Consider the following 15641-nt stretch of genomic DNA (forward strand, 5'->3'; position numbering starts at 1 on the left):
TCCTCTGCGTCCGGCTGTCCGGCTGTCCGGCGTTCCTACTTCGCCTGGAACCCGCTCGCCTTGATGATCTTCTCCCACGTCTGCGTGTAGCCCTTCACGCGGTTGGCGAAGAGGGCCTGCGGCTGGTAGCCCACCGTCAGGCCCATCGCGGCGAGGTGCTCGCGCACGTCGGGCATGGAGAGGACCTTGGCCAGGGCCAGGTTGAAGCGGTCGAGCACCTCGTGCGGCGTGCCGGCGGGCGCGAACAGGCCGTAGTAGGGCAGTTCCTCCAGGCCGGCGATGCCCAGTTCCTTGAAGGTCGGCACGTCCGGCAGGATCGCCTGGCGCTTGTCGCCGATCACCGCCACGATGCGCAGCTTGCCCGCCTTGTGGTTCTCGATGAAGTCGGGGATCGAGGCCACGCCGGCCCTGATCTGGTTGCCCAGCATGTCGGCCATCATCGGCGCGCTGCCGCGGTAGGGCGCGGCCTGCAGGTCCAGCTTGTACCTGCTGCCGACCATGCCGACCAGGAACTCGGGGATCGAGGACGGCGCGGGGATGCCGATGCTGTCCTTGCCGCCCTGCTGCTGCACGAAGCGCACGTACTCGGGCAGCGACTTCGCCGGCGTCCCGCCGGACAGGGCCAGGGCGTTCGCGAAGGTGGCGAAGCCCGCGACGGGCACGAAATCGACCGCCGGATCGAAGCCCGCATTCTTCGTGACCAGCGGCAGGATGGAGATCGAGTGGTCGTGGCTCAGGAAGAAGGTGCTGCCGTCCGGCGGCGCGGCCTTGAGCGCCTGGGCGGCGATCTGGCCGCCGGCGCCGGCGCGGTTGTCCACCACCACCGGCACGCCGAGCTGGTCCTTCAGCTTCTCGGCCAGCGCGCGCGCGATGGCATCGGTGCCGCCGCCGGGCGGAAACCCCACCAGGATGCGCACGGAGCTGGGGCCCTGCGCCTGCACGGCGCCGGTCGCGAGGGTGAACAGGCCGGCCAGCAGGAGGCGGCGCACGGAGGAAAAGCGGGGCGTCGGGCGGGGCGTCGGCGGGATCATCCGCCAAGGATAAACGGTCGCGCTTACGCGGCCTGACGCGGGGCTGGCGGCGGCACGAAGGCGGCGCGGGCCTCGTCCTCCAGTTCGCCCGTGAGCAACTGCAGCAGTTCGAGCAACTGCTCCTGCTGCTCGCGGTTCAGGGGCGCCATCAGGCGGCGATAGGCCTTCTCCGCCGGCTTCTGCGCCCGCTGCAGGAGCTCGGCGCCGTCGTGGGTGAGCGTGACCGACACGTTGCGGCGGTTGTCCTCGGCCGGCACGCGGCTCACCAGCCCGCGCGCCTGCAGGCCGCGCAGCACCCGCAGCACCGTGACCTTGTCGAAACCCAGGGCCCGGGCGAGGCTGGACTGCCCGAGCCCGGGGTGCGCCTGCAGCACCGTCAGCACGCCGAACTGCGCCGGGGTGAGCTCCAGGCCGCGGCAGGCATCCTCGAACACGGCGGCGGAGATCTGGTGCGCGCGTCGCAGCAGGAAGCCGGGGCGCGCGTACAGCCGGGCCAGTGGCGGCGGGGTCTTGGACGGGGAGGACACTGCTTGTTTCACCTTCTCGGGTATGCGACGATTGTGACGGTCCGGGAACGCCACCGATAATCGTTAGCATGCCAACTTGCAAGCCCGAAACGCAATGAAGACCCTTTTCCGAACAGTCCTGGCCGCTGTCGCCCTCGCGGGCGTGCAGGCGTTCGCCCAGGCGCCGCAGTCCCCCGCCGCCTCGACCGGCGTGCCGCTCAAGCTGATCGTCCCGTTCACCGCCGGCACCGGCATCGACATCGTCGCCCGCACGGTCGGGCCGCGCCTGTCGCAGCGGCTGGGCCGCCCGGTCGTGGTGGAGAACCGCACCGGCGCCTCCGGCAACATCGGCACCGAGGCCGTGGTGCGCGCGCCGGCGGACGGCAACACGCTGCTGGTGAGCGTGAACACGCTGGTGATGAACCGCAGCCTCTACACGCACCTGCCGTTCGATCCGGTGAAGGACCTCGTGCCCGTGTCCCTCACCAGCTGGGGCCAGCTGATCCTCGTGACGCCGCCGTCCACCGGCTTCCACACCGCACGCGACCTGGTCGCCGCCGCCAGGTCGCGTCCCGGCCGCCTGAACTACGCCAGCCCCGGCGTGGGCACGCCCCACCACATGTCGATGGAGCTGTTCAAGCAGACCGCCGGCGTGTTCCTCACGCACATCCCCTACCGCGGCACCTCGCAGGCGGTGACGGACCTGCTGGGCGGGCAGGTGGACGCGATGTTCCTGCCGATCCACGTGGCGCTGCCGCACGTGAAGTCCGGCAAGCTGGTCGCGCTGGGCATCGGCAGCGAGCGGCGCCATCCCCTGCTGCCCGACGTGCCGACGCTCGCCGAGGCGAAGGCCGGCAACGTCAACGTCGACATGTGGTACGGCATCTTCGCGCCGCCCGGCACGCCGGCCGATCAGGTCGCGAAGCTCAATCGCGAGCTGAAGGACATCCTGGCCACGCCCGAGGTCCGCACGAGCTTCCAGACGCAGGGCATGGACCCGGCGTGGAGTTCGCCCGAGGAATTCCGCCGCCTGGTGGTGCGCGATGCCGACCGCTGGGCCGGCGTGGTGAACACGGCGCACATCAAGGCCGAATGATGCGCATCGCGATCGTCGGGGGCGGCATCGGCGGCCTCGCGCTCGCGCTCGGCCTGCAGCAGCGCGGCGTCGCATGCGACGTGTACGAGGCCGCGCCGGAGGTGAAGGAACTCGGTGTCGGGATCACGCTGCTGCCGCACGCGATGCGCGAGCTCGCGGCGCTGGGCCTGCAGGGCAAGCTGGAGCCGCTGGGCATCGAGAACCTGGAAAGCGTGTTCTTCAACCGCTGGGGCCAGTTCATCTACCGCGAGCCGCGCGGCCGCCATGCCGGCTACTCCGTGCCCGAGCTGGGGATGCACCGCGGCAAGCTGCACGGCGTGATGTACCAGGCCGCGCGCGAACGCCTGGGCGACGCGCGCATCCACCTGGACCACCGCTGCACGGGCGTGCAGCAGGACGCGCAGCAGGTCACGCTGTCCTTCCAGGGCGTGCGCGGCAACCCGCAGCCGGCGGTGCAGGCGGACGTCGTGATCGCCTGCGACGGCGTCAATTCCGCCGTGCGGCGCCAGTTCTACCCCGAGGAGAAGGTGGCCTTCGCCGGGATCAATACCTGGCGCGGCGTCACGGTGCACAAGCCGATCCTCACCGGCAAGAGCTACCTGCGCATCGGCTCCATCGACACCGGCAAGCTGGTGATCTACCCGATCGTCGACAACATCGACGGGCACGGCAGCCAGCTGGTCAACTGGGTGGCGGAGATCCGCCAGGCCGAGATGGGCATGAACGACTGGAACCGGCCGGGCCGCTTCGAGGACTTCCTGCCCTTCTTCCAGGACTGGAACTTCGACTGGCTCGACGTGCCCGGCCTGCTGCTGCATGCGCGCGAGATCCTCGAGTACCCGATGGTCGACAAGGACCCGGTGCCGCGCTGGAGCTTCAACCGCGTGACGCTGCTGGGCGACGCGGCGCACCCCATGTACCCGCGCGGCTCCAACGGCAGCGCGCAGGCGCTGATCGATGCGCGCACCCTGGCGGACCTGCTGGCCCGCGGCGGGAACCCGGTGGCGCTGCTGCGGGACTACGAGGCGGTGCGCCTGCCGGCCACGGCGAAGGTGGTGGAGACCAACCGCACGGTGCCGCCGGACTTCATCATCATGAAGGCCGACGAACTCAGTGGCGGCAAGCCGTTCCCGGGGAAGATCGACGACCTGATCTCGGTGCAGGAATTCAGGCGGATCTCGGACGATTACAAGCGCGTCGCCGGCTTCGCGCTGGACAAGAACGAGTAGGGCGCGTCAGCGGGCCGGCGGTCTCCCGTAGGCTGGCGGTGGAGCGACAGCGAAACCCCAGCGGTGCGCGCAAGCGCTGGGGTTCCGGCGCTTCGCGCGTCACCGCCAGCCTGCGAATTCGGCCGCCCGGCTGGTTCAGGTCCTGCTAGTTCAAGTACCGCGGCCGCGTCCCGTCGCCGTCGTCCGCCGGCGGCTCCGCCGCCACCACGGGATGGAACGCCTCGCGCCACTGCGACTGCAGCAGCGCCTGGTCCAGCAGGTGCATCAGGCCCTGCATCAGCTTGGGCTGCATCTCCATCTGGAAGCTGCGCGGCTTGCTCGCGCCATTGGGCGGGCGCTCGTTGAAGTTCAGGCGCAGCGGCCCGTTGGCCAGCGGCGTGGCATCGACGTCGGTCACCAGCAGCGGCTCCTCGCCGAGGGGATGGCGCGGCTGCCCTTCCTGGTAGGGCGTGTCGAAGTCGGCGTGCTGCAGGAACTCTTCCTTCCTGAACTCCGCCAGCATCTTCTTGAGTTCCGGATTCGCGCCCGCAAGTGAAGCCCCGGCGGACTCCAGCTTCAGGAGGTGCTCGGTGAGCAGCTTCGACAGCAGCGGCCACAGGCCCACCATCAGCCGGCGGGTGAGCCACATGCGCATCTCCTCGCCCTCGGTGGTGTTGACGCGCATGAGGATGCGGTCCTGCTCCGGCAGGTAGGTGACCGACATCTGGTGGATCTGCATGAAGTTGATTCTAGTCACCCTGTCGGGCGCACAGAGGCCTAGAGTCCGCACTTGAAAAGACCCCGGTCAAGCTTATCTGGCGTGTAACGGAGCATTTCAATGCGACTCGACAAACTCACGACCAAATTCCAGGAAGCCCTCGCGGACGCGCAAAGCCTCGCGCTGGCCAACGACCATTCCTACATCGAGCCGGCCCACCTGCTCGTGGCGATGCTGCGGCAGGAGGACGGGCCGCGCTCGCTGCTGCAGCGCGCCGGCGTCAACGTGCCGGGCCTGCTCGCGGGCGCCGAGGGCGCGATGCACAAGCTGCCGCAGGTGCAGGGCCAGGAGCAGATCCAGGTCGGCCGCGACCTCGCGGTGCTGCTGCAGGGCGCCGAGAAGGAGGCCCTCAAGCGCAACGACCAGTTCATCGCCAGCGAGAACTTCCTGCTGGCCGTGGCCGAGACCAAGCAGGACATCGGCCGCATCGCGCGCGAGAACGGGCTCGTGCGCAAGTCGCTGGAAGCCGCGGTGGAGGCGGTGCGGGGAGGACAGAACGTGAATTCCGCCGAATCCGAAGGCCAGCGCGAGGCGCTGAAGAAGTACACCCTCGACCTCACCGAGCGCGCCCGCATGGGCAAGCTCGACCCGGTGATCGGGCGCGACGAGGAAATCCGCCGCGCGATCCAGGTGCTGCAGCGGCGCACCAAGAACAACCCGGTGCTGATCGGCGAGCCCGGCGTCGGCAAGACGGCCATCGTCGAAGGCCTGGCGCAGCGCATCGTGGCCGGCGAAGTGCCGGAGACGCTGAAGAACAAGCGCGTGCTGTCGCTCGACATGGCGGCGCTGCTCGCCGGTGCCAAGTACCGCGGCGAGTTCGAGGAACGCCTGAAGAACGTGCTGCAGGAACTGGCCAAGGACGAGGGCCAGACCATCGTCTTCATCGACGAACTGCACACCATGGTGGGCGCCGGCAAGGCCGAAGGCGCCATGGACGCCGGCAACATGCTCAAGCCGGCGCTCGCGCGCGGCGAGCTGCACTGCGTGGGCGCCACCACGCTGGACGAATACCGCAAGTACATCGAGAAGGACGCCGCGCTGGAGCGCCGCTTCCAGAAGATCCTGGTGGGCGAGCCGACCGTGGAGGCCACCATCGCCATCCTGCGCGGCCTGCAGGAGAAGTACGAGCTGCACCACAAGGTGGACATCACCGACCCGGCGATCGTGGCCGCGGCGGAACTCTCGCACCGCTACATCACCGACCGCTTCCTGCCGGACAAGGCCATCGACCTGATCGACGAGGCCGCCTCCAAGATCAAGATCGAGATCGACTCCAAGCCGGAAGCGATCGACCGGCTGGACCGCCGCATGATCCAGCTGCAGATCGAGCGCGAGGCCGTGCGCAAGGAAAAGGACGAGGCCTCGCAGAAGCGCTTCGCGCTGATCGAGGAAGAGATCGCGCGCCTGGGCAAGGAAATCTCGGATCTCGAGGAAGTCTGGAAGGCCGAGAAGGCCGGCGCGCAGGGCAGCGCGGATGTCCGCGAGGAGATCGACAAGCTGAAGTTCCAGATCGAGGAGTTCACCCGCAAGGGCGACTTCAACAAGGTCGCGGAACTGCAGTACGGCAAGCTGCCGGCGCTGGAAAAGCAGCTCAAGGAAGCGCAGGCCGCGGAGACCTCCAAGAGCAAGAGCGGCAAGCCCAAGCTCCTGCGTACCCAGGTGGGCGCGGAGGAGATCGCCGAAGTCGTCGCGCGCGCCACCGGCATCCCGGTGTCGAAACTGATGCAGGGCGAGCGCGAGAAGCTGCTGCTGATGGAAGGCAAGCTGCACGAGCGCGTGGTCGGCCAGGACGAGGCGATCGGCGCGGTGGCCAATGCCATCCGGCGTTCGCGCTCGGGCCTGTCGGACCCCAACCGGCCCACCGGCTCCTTCCTGTTCCTCGGCCCGACGGGCGTGGGCAAGACCGAGCTGTGCAAGGCGCTGGCGTACTTCCTGTTCGACAGCGAGGAGCACCTGATCCGCATCGACATGAGCGAGTTCATGGAGAAGCACTCCGTGGCCCGCCTGATCGGCGCGCCGCCCGGCTACGTCGGCTACGAGGAGGGCGGCTACCTGACCGAAGCGGTGCGCCGCAAGCCGTACAGCGTGATCCTGTTCGACGAGATCGAGAAGGCGCACCACGACGTGTTCAACGTGCTGCTGCAGGTGCTCGACGACGGGCGCCTCACGGATGGACAGGGCCGCACCGTGGACTTCAAGAACACGGTGATCGTGATGACCTCCAACATCGGCTCGCACATGATCCAGCACATGGTGGGCAAGCCGTACGAGGAGGTGAAGGAAGCGGTGTGGGACGAGCTGAAGAACCACTTCCGCCCCGAGTTCCTGAACCGCATCGACGAGACGGTGGTGTTCCATGCCCTGAGCGCCGAGCACATCGGCCGGATCGCGAGGATCCAGCTGCGCGTGCTGGAACAGCGCCTGGCGAAGATGGACCTGCACCTGCAGGTTTCGCCGGCGGCGCTGGAGGAACTCGCCAAGGTGGGCTTCGACCCCGTGTTCGGGGCCCGGCCCCTCAAGCGGGCGATCCAGCAGCGCATCGAGAACCCGCTGTCCAAGCTGATCCTGGAAGGGCGCTTCCCGCCCAAGTCCACCATCCCGGTGGAGGTGGACCCGGTGCGCGAACCGGGCGTGTTCCACTTCGGCGAAACGCCGGCTGCGCCGCGGCAGGCACAGGCGGCCTGAGCATGGGTCGGCGCAGGGCCTCGTGCAGGCCCTGCCCGTCCTGCGGCAGAATCTCCCCGTGCAATTCCTGTTCGGCCTCCTCGTTCGCATCGTCATCCTCGGCGCCGGCCTCGTCGCCGCCGCCTCGATCGCGGTGGTGCTGACGGTGCTGCTGGCGTTCTGGCTGCTGCGCGCCGCCTGGGCCAGGCTCACCGGCCGGCCCGTCACGCCTTTCGTGATGCGCATGGGCCCGCGCGGCGCCTTCGAGGAAATGATGCGCCGCGCCCCGGCCCGCCCCGCCAGCCGCACGCCGCGTTCCGACGCGGCGGCCGGCCCGCGCGCGCGGCTGGCGGATGTGACCGACGTCGATCCGAAATAGCCGTCGCGCCCTTCCCCTGCAGCGGGCAGGGTCAGGAATCCAAAGAAGGCCTACATTTCGGTAGGAACATGACTACTTGACCGCCACGGCCGCGGTAACCTAATTGCCTCATGGGCCAGCAGGCCCGGGAGGCAGCACGCGTGAAGCAGCACCGCTTCGGCGAACCAGGGCACACCGGGGCTCCGGCCACGGTGCCGCTGGTCGTGCGCACGGTGCGCGTCGGCATCGCCGACGACCATCCCATCACCCGCAGCGCGCTGCGCTGCTACCTCGACGAGCAGGAGGGCATCCGCGTGGTGGCCGAGGCCTGCTCGGGGCGCGAGGCGATCGACCTCGTGCGCACGCAGGCCGTGGACGTCCTGCTGCTGGACCTGGACATGCCGGGGCAGAGCGGCATCGACGCGCTGACCATGATCCGGGCGAAGGCGGAGCACGTCGCGGTGCTGATCCTCTCCGGCTATCCCGAGCACCAGTACGCCGTGCCCCTGATCCGCAACGGCGCCAGCGGCTACCTGAACAAGGCCTGCGAGCCGGCCGAGATCGTCTCCGCGATCCGCCGCGTCTCGCAGGGCTCGCGCTACATCACGCCGGCGGTGGCGGAACTGCTCGCCACGCAGGTCATCACGCCTTCGCCGGGCGGCCTGCACGAACAGCTGTCGGCGCGCGAACTGCAGGTGTTCCTGAAGCTGGCGCAGGGCTGCAGCGCGGGGCAGGTGGCGGCGGACCTGTCGCTCAGCGCGAAGACGGTCAGCACCTACCGCGCGCGCCTGATGCGCAAGCTCGAAGCGCGCTCGAACAGCGACCTGACCTACTACGCGCTCAAGCATCGCCTGCTCGATTAGCGGCGCGCGCCGTCCTTGATGCAGCGCAAGGTCAGGATTGATGCAGCGCAAGACGGCACCGGGGCGCGGTCCACAGAATGGACCGCATGTCGCAGCGTCCTTCCTCCCCCGGCATCCGCAGGCGCAGCCTCCTGCTCTGCGCCACCGCGGCGCTCGCGCCGCTGGGCGCGCTGGCCGAGGGCGTGTGCACGCCGCGCGACCTGGCCCGCCGCTACACGGCGCTGGTGGACCGGCAGCTGAAGGTCCCCGCCAACGAGGTGCTGATCTACGGCGGCCTGGCGGAGAACGAACTGGCCGGCTTTCGCGAGCCGCTGACCGGCCCGCAGTACATGCTGGTGGTCGACGCCTGCCCCGCGGTGCAGACGGCCTTCCTGTTCTGGCGGCTGCTGCCCGGGCGCTACGAACTGATCGGCGCTTCGCCCGCTTCCACCGGCAATCCGGAGCAGGCCGGCTGCGTGCAGACGCCGCAGGGCGTGTTCGCGCAGGCGCAGGTCGAATACGGCCGCCGGCTCACCTCGCGGGTGTACGACTTCGGCCGCCAGCGCACGCGCACCAGCGCGCGCGGCTTCGCCGACCTGCGGCTGCAGGCGCGTGCCGCCACCGGGCGCACCGGCGCGCTGCTGGGGCAGGTTCAATCCGACGGCTGCATCCTGCTGCCGCCGGGGCTGGTCGCCTTCCTGGACCAGTTCGGAGTGCTCGACGACGGCCGCAAGGAGGGCGTGACGCCCACCGGCGAGGCGTTGCCCTTCGCCGGCCGCTACCTGGTGGTGATCGACAGCGAGCGCGACGAGCGGCCCGAGTGGGCCGTCGCCTGAGGGCTCAGGCCACCTTCGCCTGAGGACTCAGGCCACCTTCGCTTCGTCGAGGGGGCGCAGGGGGTCGAGGCCCTCGTGCTCCCAGCCTTCGCCGAAGGTCTCGATGGGGTGCTGGGTGCGCTCGGTGCCGTTGCCGCAGATCATCTGGTCGGCCGCGCAATAACGATCGCAGCCCCAGCAGGTGCGCTCCGGGTGCGCGGGCCGGATCGGGAATATCTTCGCCATGGGCCGATTCTGGGAACCCGCTGCCGGTAGGGGCTTGCGTTGAGTCAAGCCGGCCGGCCCACGGCCGCGGCGGGCCGGCGGATACTGCGGCTCCCCCCTCCGTGGAGCCCCCAGATGCAATACATCCAACACCTCGGCCCCGTGGCAGCGCTGATCGCCGGCATCCTGATCCTGGTGATGCCCAAGCTGCTGAACTACATCATCGCGCTGTACCTGATCGTCACCGGTCTCGCTGGCCTGCTCGGACGCTAGGACCGTTCCATGTGCTGGGCGTACAGCTTCTGCATGCCGCCCAGCCAGCGGTCGTAGTCCTGCGCCTTGGCCAGGAAGTACTTCGCGACTTCCGGGTGGGGCAGGGCGAGGAAGCGCTCGTCGCGCATCGTCTGCACCACGACGTCCGCCACCTGCTCCGGCGTGAGCACGCCGTTGACGGCCGCGGAGCCGGTGCCGTCGCGCGTCATGTCCGTCTGCACGGACTGCGGGCACAGGCACGACACGCGCACGCCCTTGCGGCCGTAGGCGATGCGCAGCCACTCGGCGACGGCCACCGCGGCGTGCTTGGTCACGCCATAGGCCGGCGTCTCGACGATGTTCAGGAGCCCGGCCGCCGATGCGGTGACCAGGAAATAGCCTTCGCCGCGCTCGACCATCTCCGGGACCACGGCGCGCGCGGCCCACACGTGCGCCATGCCGTGCACCTGCCACATCTTCTCCCACAGCGCGTCTTCCAGCTCGATGCCGCCGATGCGCCCCAGGATGCCGGCGTTGGAGCAGTAGACGTCGACGCGGCCGAAGCGCTCGCGCGTGAAGCGCACCAGTTCCTGGATCTCGGCCTCGCGGCTCACGTCGCAGCGCGCCGCCACCGCCGCCGCGCCGATGCCGCGCGCCACCCCCTGCGCCCGTTCGAGGTTCACGTCGGCCACCACGACGCCGCGGGCGCCCTCGCGCGCGAAGCGCTCCGCCAGCCCGGCACCGATCCCGCTGGCGCCGCCCGTGACCACCACCACCTTGTCCCTGATTTCCATGCGTGCCTCCGATGAGCCGACGAGTATCGGCGCTGGCGCGGCGCGTGCAAAGCGCGCAAGCGACACGGTTCCACCTGTTCCGCGGCCAGCCCGCGACTGGCCTTGCGGCGCGCGCAGCCTCAGCGCGAGGGCTGCCGTCGCGCGGGGCGCCGGGGGCGCGGCCTGCACCATGCGGGTACGCGTTCCGACAGCAGCGCGAAGCGCCTGTCCTACGCTGCCGGGCAGGCCCCTTCGCGATCATTCCTTCCAGCAGCACAAACCACGGAGAGGGCCATGACCGCCATCATTCAGGACGACTGGAAAGAACAAGCAGACGAGCCGGCGATTCGCATCGACGGCCGCGTCGATCCCGACCGCGAGGACGCGTACTGGCAGCAGGCCTACTGGGCCGAGCCGTACTACCGCGCCGATTGCTGCTACGACGACTACGCGCCGGCTTATTGCGTGGGCTACATCGGCTTCGCCCAGTACGGCGGCCGCTTCGACGACGCCGACAAGTCCCTGTGCGCCAACTGGCTCCGCATCAAGGGCGATTCGCGCCTGAGCCTGGACGAGGCGATGCAGGCCATGCGCGCCGCGTGGGACCATGCCAGCCGGCAGCAGCCCATCGTCGAGGAGGAAGAGGACGACGCGCTGGTGGACTCGGACCTGGTCGCGGCCCATGCCGTGGCCGCGCGCGAGCCGGCCTTCGCGGCGGCCTGAGTCCCGGCCCCCCGGCGCCTGAGCCTGCTCAGGCCGGCGCCGCGGGCAGCTCGCCGGCGCCGCGTTCCACGCCCAGCGTGCGCAGCAGGGTGTCGACGAAGGGGGCCTGCCCCGCGATGAGCTTGTGCCGGGCCTCGTCGGGGTCGAACCAGCGCACGCGGTCGACTTCCGGAAAGGACTGCATCCGGCCGGAGCGCGGCGGCCACTCCATCTCGAACAGGTTGCTCACCAGGAGGGCGGGATCCGCATCGCCTTCGAAGGCCCAGGCCGTGATGCGCTTGCCGCTCTTCTGGCGCAGCTCGCCGAGCGGCAGGAAGGGCGGCGTGCTCGCGAAGCCCGTTTCCTCCAGGAACTCGCGCCGCGCGGCGGCCAGCGGATCCTCGTCCGGGCCGATCTCCCCCTTGGGCAGGGTCCAGGAGGCCTCGTCGCGGCGCACCCAGAACGGCCCGCCCGGGTGCGCGAGCAGCACCTCCACCGCGCTGGCGCGGCGTCGGAACATCAGCAGGCCGGCGCTTCGGATGGTGGCCATCCGCGCGAGTGTAGAGCCTGCGCGGGCGAGGCGAGGGCGGCTCCCTCGATCGGGTTAAGAAGAAACTCCTGGCAGGGGCTTCGGCCTACAACGCGTGGCGGTGCGACGGAACGCGCGGCGCGCCGGCGGCACCTAGCATGCGCCGACGCAGTACCGCCTCGGGAGGGCGGAAAGGGAGAAGAGTTCCATGAGCTTTCCGCAAACGATCGGCGCGGACCTGGCCAGCGTTGCCTTCACGCGCGAGGGAAACATGCTGCGCCTGACCTATGCCACGGCCGACAGCATCGTCGTGGTGCAGTACTTCGATTTCTTCGCGGCGGACTGGGCGTACCAGGAGATCCGCTTCGTCGGCGCGGAGCGCACCGTCAGCGTGTACCGCGACCAGCTGGAGGCGATAGGCGACGGGGATTCCGCTGCAAGCGGCAGTGCCTTCCTTCCCGAGGGTTCCAACGCGCAGGGCTCGGGACTGCTGCAAGGCACCGACCTCGCGGACCGGCTCTACGCCACCGCGTTCGGGACGGTCCTCGATGGCCAGGCCGGCGATGACGACCTCGGCGTCCTGCTCGATGGCAGCATCTTCGGCATCTCCTTCCACGGCGGCGCGGGCGACGACCGCCTGTTCGGCAGCTATGCCGGCGACGTGTACCGCTTCGACCGCGGCGACGGCCACGACGAGATCCGCGACGACGTCCGCCGCGGCGGGACGTCGGCCGCGGACTTCTTCGCTGCCCTCCCGTTCGCCGCGAGCTACCAGGACCGCGTCGAATTCGGCGCCGGCCTCACCCCGCAGGATGTCTCGGCGCAGCGCGCCGGCGACGACCTGTTGCTGGACATCGCCGGCGGCACCGACGGCCTGCGCATCGTGGGGTGGTACGACGGCACGATGTTCGACAAGATCGAGAGCTTCGTCTTCAGCGACGGAACGACCTGGCTGGCCGGCGACATCGATCGCCAGCTGGGGCAGGCGAGCCCGGGAATGCAGTGGATGGGCGCGGGCACGGTGACCGGCTCGCAGTACGACGACACGCTCACGGCCCTCGACCATGGGACCGTGCTGCGCGGCGGCCTCGGCGACGACCACCTCGGCGCCCGGCTGGACGGCAGCGTGTTCGGCCTAGTGCTGGACGGCGGCGCGGGCAACGATGTCCTGCATGGCAGCTACGGCGGCGACACCTACCTGTACGCGCCGGGCGACGGACAGGACGTCATCCACGACAGCGTGGGCGACCTGGGCGGGGGCGTCGTGCTGTACTTCCAGGCGCATCCGGACGCCGAGTCCTACCAGGACCGTCTGGTGTTCGGCGGCGGCATCGCATCGGCGGACGTGACGCCCGAGCAGGTCGGGCAGGATCTCGTGCTGCACGTGCGCGACGGCGGTTCGGTGACGGTCGGCGGCTGGTTCTCCTCGATCTTCACCAAGATCGAACACATCGACTTTGCCGATACGAGCTGGCTCGCCTCGGACGTCGACCACCGTCTCGGGGTGTTGAGCTTCGGCGTCGAGGTCATCGGTGCGGGCACTCTCTCGGGCTCGCAGTACGACGACAGCCTGGCCGCCACCGGCTACGGCGCGCGGCTGGAAGGCGGCGCCGGCAACGACACGCTGGAGGCGGCCGTGGACGGCGGCGTTTTCGACCTCACATTCGTCGGCGGCGGGGGCGACGACGTGCTGTACGGCAGCTATGCGCGCGATGTCTACCGTTTCGCCGCCGGCGACGGCCACGACCGCATCTCCGACGACGTTCGCGACATGGGTCCGGACGTGGCGGCCTTCTTCGAGGCGCATCCCGGCACCGACACCTACCAGGACAAGCTGGTGTTCGAAGCGGGCATCGCCCCCTCCGACATCACCCTCGAGCGCAGGTTCGACGACATGGTGATCCACGTGCGCGGCGACCAGGGCTCCATCACGGTCCAGGGCTGGTACGGCCAGGGCATGTTCCGCAAGATCGAGGGCGTCGAGTTCGCCGACGGGACGGCGTGGCTCGCCTCGGACATGGATCGCATGCTGGGCCAGCCGAGTTCCGGTCGCGTGGCGGGCGGCTCCGGCGCGGTCGAGGGATCGCAGTACGACGACACCCTCACGGCGACCGGATACGGCACCCGGCTGGAAGGCGGCGCGGGCAACGACCTGCTGCAGGCGACGGTCGACGGCGGCATCTTCGCCCTCAGCCTCGCCGGCGGCCGCGGCGACGACACGCTGGCCGGCAGCTACGGCGGTGACACCTACCTGTACGACCCCGGCGACGGTCACGACACCGTCGTCGACGACGTGAGCGTGCTCGGGCAAGGCGTAGCCGATTTCTTCATGGCGAACCCGAATGCGCAGAGCTACCAGGACAAGGTCGTGTTCGGGGCGGGCATCTCCCGCTTCGACGTCCGTCCCTGGCGCGAGGGCTCGGACATGGTCCTGTACATCGCCAACGCGCGCAACGAGGGCGTCGAGGACGGCTCGATCCGGATCCGGAACTGGTTCGCCGACGACACCTTCCTGCGCAAGATCGAGCGCTTCGAGTTCGCCGACGGCAGCGCCTGGCTCGCCTCGGACATGGACTTCCAGGCGGAGCAATGGAGCAACGGCATCTTCGCCACCGGCTCGGGGACGGTGACGGGCTCGCAATATAACGACACGTTGGTCGCCACAGCGGCAGGCGCGCGTCTGGAAGGCGGGGCCGGGTGGGACAGGCTGGAGGCCCGCAACGACGGCGGCGTCTGGGACGTGCACCTTGCCGGCGGGGCCGGCAACGACACGCTGGTGGGCAGCTATCGCGGCGACACCTACTACTACAACCTCGCCGAAGGCAACGACCGGATCGTCGACGACGTCCGCACGCAGCCCGGCACGACCGACTACTTCCTGTTCAACCCCACCGACGAGACCTTCCAGGACAAGCTGTTCTTCGGCGAGGGCATCACGCCCGACATGGTGCTGCGCCTGCGGGTGGGCAACGACCTCGTGCTGTCGGTGCAGGAAGGCTCCGAGGCGCCCCAGGTGACCGTGCAGGACTGGTTCGACGGCACGCCGTTCAACAAGATCGAGCTGATCGGCTTTGCCGATGGCACGGCCTGGACCGCCGCCATGGCGGAACAGGGGCTGGGCTGACGGGCCCGGCGTGCCTACTTCGGCTGCGGCACGACGCGCAGGTAGGGCCTGATCGCCTTCCACCCCTGCGGGTACAGCTTCTTCGCCTCCTCGTCGCTCACCGAGCCGGCGATGATCACGTCCTCGCCCTGCTTCCAGTTGGCGGGCGTGGCCACGCGGAACTTCGAGGTGAGCTGCATCGAGTCGATGGCGCGCAGGATCTCGTCGAAGTTGCGGCCCGTCGTCATGGGGTAGGTCATCATCAGCTTGACCTTCTTGTCCGGGCCGATGACGAAGACGGAACGCACCGTCTGGTTGGTCGCCGCGGTGCGGCCCTCGGACGTGCCGGGCTCCTCCGCGGGCAGCATGTTGTACAGCTTGGAGACCTGCAGGTCGGCGTCGCCGATGATCGGGTAGTTCACCTTGGCGCCCTGCGTCTCCTCGATGTCGCCCAGCCAGCGGCTGTGGCTGTCCACCGGGTCGACGCTCAGGCCGACCAGCTTCACGTTCCTCTTGCGGAATTCGGGCTCGATGCGGGCCAGGTATCCCAGCTCGGTCGTGCACACGGGGGTGAAGTCCTTCGGATGCGAGAACAGGATCGCCCAGCTGTCGCCGATCCACTGGTGGAACTGGATGGGCCCTTGCGTCGTCTCGGCGCGGAAATCGGGGGCGATGTCGTTGATGCGCAGTGACATGGTCGTTCCTCCACAGGGGCTGGAAATGATGCGCCGCGCCGCGCGCGAGTGTCAACCGGACGAC

16 protein-coding genes are annotated in these 15641 nt (G+C 69.5%); 9 read left to right on the forward strand and 7 right to left on the reverse strand.

Going from position 1 to position 15641, the window contains the following annotated elements; genetic code table 11:
• Positions 1 to 35: 35 nt before the first annotated feature.
• Both WG923_RS06125 and WG923_RS06130 read right to left on the reverse strand, forming a co-directional pair.
• Complete coding sequence (locus WG923_RS06125) at positions 36 to 1031, reverse strand: Bug family tripartite tricarboxylate transporter substrate binding protein (protein ID WP_340350047.1); 996 nt, start codon at positions 1029 to 1031, stop codon at positions 36 to 38.
• Positions 1032 to 1054: 23 nt separating this feature from the next.
• Positions 1055 to 1558 (reverse strand): MarR family winged helix-turn-helix transcriptional regulator, encoded by a 504-nt coding sequence (locus WG923_RS06130; protein WP_340350048.1) that lies wholly within the window; start codon positions 1556 to 1558, stop codon positions 1055 to 1057.
• Positions 1559 to 1652: 94 nt separating this feature from the next.
• Between WG923_RS06130 and WG923_RS06135 the strand changes: the two genes are divergently transcribed.
• Both WG923_RS06135 and WG923_RS06140 read left to right on the forward strand, forming a co-directional pair.
• On the forward strand, positions 1653 to 2633 hold the full coding sequence (locus WG923_RS06135; protein ID WP_340350049.1) for a Bug family tripartite tricarboxylate transporter substrate binding protein: 981 nt from the start codon (positions 1653 to 1655) through the stop codon (positions 2631 to 2633).
• Positions 2633 to 3862, forward strand: a complete 1230-nt coding sequence (locus tag WG923_RS06140) for a flavin-dependent oxidoreductase (protein ID WP_340350089.1) — start codon at positions 2633 to 2635, stop codon at positions 3860 to 3862. The genes WG923_RS06135 and WG923_RS06140 overlap by 1 nt, the downstream gene beginning before the upstream one ends.
• 145 nt (positions 3863 to 4007) lie before the next feature.
• Here the strand turns inward: WG923_RS06140 and WG923_RS06145 are convergent, their stop codons facing one another.
• Positions 4008 to 4580 carry a hypothetical protein gene (locus WG923_RS06145; protein WP_340350050.1) on the reverse strand — a complete coding sequence of 191 codons (573 nt, stop codon included), beginning with the start codon at positions 4578 to 4580 and terminating at the stop codon, positions 4008 to 4010.
• A 99-nt stretch (positions 4581 to 4679) separates the two neighbouring features.
• Here WG923_RS06145 and clpB point away from each other — a divergent pair, with 99 nt between their 5' ends.
• The 4 genes from clpB to WG923_RS06165 all read left to right on the forward strand — a co-directional run bounded on the left by clpB (position 4680) and on the right by WG923_RS06165 (position 9319).
• Positions 4680 to 7304, forward strand: coding sequence for an ATP-dependent chaperone ClpB (gene clpB / locus WG923_RS06150; protein WP_340350051.1), 2625 nt, complete (start codon positions 4680 to 4682; stop codon positions 7302 to 7304).
• Positions 7305 to 7362: 58 nt separating this feature from the next.
• Positions 7363 to 7662, forward strand: a complete 300-nt coding sequence (locus tag WG923_RS06155) for a hypothetical protein (RefSeq protein WP_340350052.1) — start codon at positions 7363 to 7365, stop codon at positions 7660 to 7662.
• Positions 7663 to 7874: 212 nt separating this feature from the next.
• Positions 7875 to 8504 (forward strand): response regulator transcription factor, encoded by a 630-nt coding sequence (locus WG923_RS06160; RefSeq protein ID WP_340350090.1) that lies wholly within the window; start codon positions 7875 to 7877, stop codon positions 8502 to 8504.
• An 86-nt stretch (positions 8505 to 8590) separates the two neighbouring features.
• Complete coding sequence (locus tag WG923_RS06165; RefSeq protein WP_340350053.1) at positions 8591 to 9319, forward strand: hypothetical protein; 729 nt, start codon at positions 8591 to 8593, stop codon at positions 9317 to 9319.
• A 27-nt stretch (positions 9320 to 9346) separates the two neighbouring features.
• On the opposite strand, the gene WG923_RS06170 is transcribed toward WG923_RS06165, so the two are convergent.
• A complete protein-coding gene (locus tag WG923_RS06170; protein WP_340350054.1) occupies positions 9347 to 9544 on the reverse strand; it encodes a DUF3079 domain-containing protein in 198 nt (65 codons plus the stop codon).
• A 114-nt stretch (positions 9545 to 9658) separates the two neighbouring features.
• Here WG923_RS06170 and WG923_RS06175 point away from each other — a divergent pair, with 114 nt between their 5' ends.
• A complete protein-coding gene (locus WG923_RS06175; RefSeq protein WP_340350055.1) occupies positions 9659 to 9796 on the forward strand; it encodes a DUF3096 domain-containing protein in 138 nt (45 codons plus the stop codon).
• On the opposite strand, the gene WG923_RS06180 is transcribed toward WG923_RS06175, so the two are convergent.
• A complete protein-coding gene (locus WG923_RS06180) occupies positions 9793 to 10569 on the reverse strand; it encodes an SDR family oxidoreductase (RefSeq protein ID WP_340350056.1) in 777 nt (258 codons plus the stop codon). The two genes, WG923_RS06175 and WG923_RS06180, sit on opposite strands and share 4 nt — an antisense overlap.
• Before the next feature lie 273 nt (positions 10570 to 10842).
• Between WG923_RS06180 and WG923_RS06185 the strand changes: the two genes are divergently transcribed.
• The gene (locus WG923_RS06185) at positions 10843 to 11271 is read left to right on the forward strand and encodes a hypothetical protein (protein WP_340350057.1); all 429 of its coding nucleotides are present in this window, start codon (positions 10843 to 10845) and stop codon (positions 11269 to 11271) included.
• A gap of 28 nt (positions 11272 to 11299) precedes the next feature.
• Here the strand turns inward: WG923_RS06185 and WG923_RS06190 are convergent, their stop codons facing one another.
• Positions 11300 to 11800, reverse strand: coding sequence for an NUDIX domain-containing protein (locus tag WG923_RS06190; protein ID WP_340350058.1), 501 nt, complete (start codon positions 11798 to 11800; stop codon positions 11300 to 11302).
• A 187-nt stretch (positions 11801 to 11987) separates the two neighbouring features.
• Between WG923_RS06190 and WG923_RS06195 the strand changes: the two genes are divergently transcribed.
• On the forward strand, positions 11988 to 14903 hold the full coding sequence (locus WG923_RS06195; RefSeq protein WP_340350059.1) for a calcium-binding protein: 2916 nt from the start codon (positions 11988 to 11990) through the stop codon (positions 14901 to 14903).
• 14 nt (positions 14904 to 14917) lie between these two features.
• Here WG923_RS06195 and WG923_RS06200 read toward each other — a convergent pair whose 3' ends face one another.
• Positions 14918 to 15577 carry a peroxiredoxin gene (locus WG923_RS06200; RefSeq protein ID WP_340350060.1) on the reverse strand — a complete coding sequence of 220 codons (660 nt, stop codon included), beginning with the start codon at positions 15575 to 15577 and terminating at the stop codon, positions 14918 to 14920.
• Positions 15578 to 15641: the final 64 nt, after the last annotated feature.

Origin of the sequence: Ramlibacter sp. AN1133, assembly GCF_037890035.1 — a bacterium.
Lineage (GTDB): Bacteria > Pseudomonadota > Gammaproteobacteria > Burkholderiales > Burkholderiaceae_C > Ramlibacter.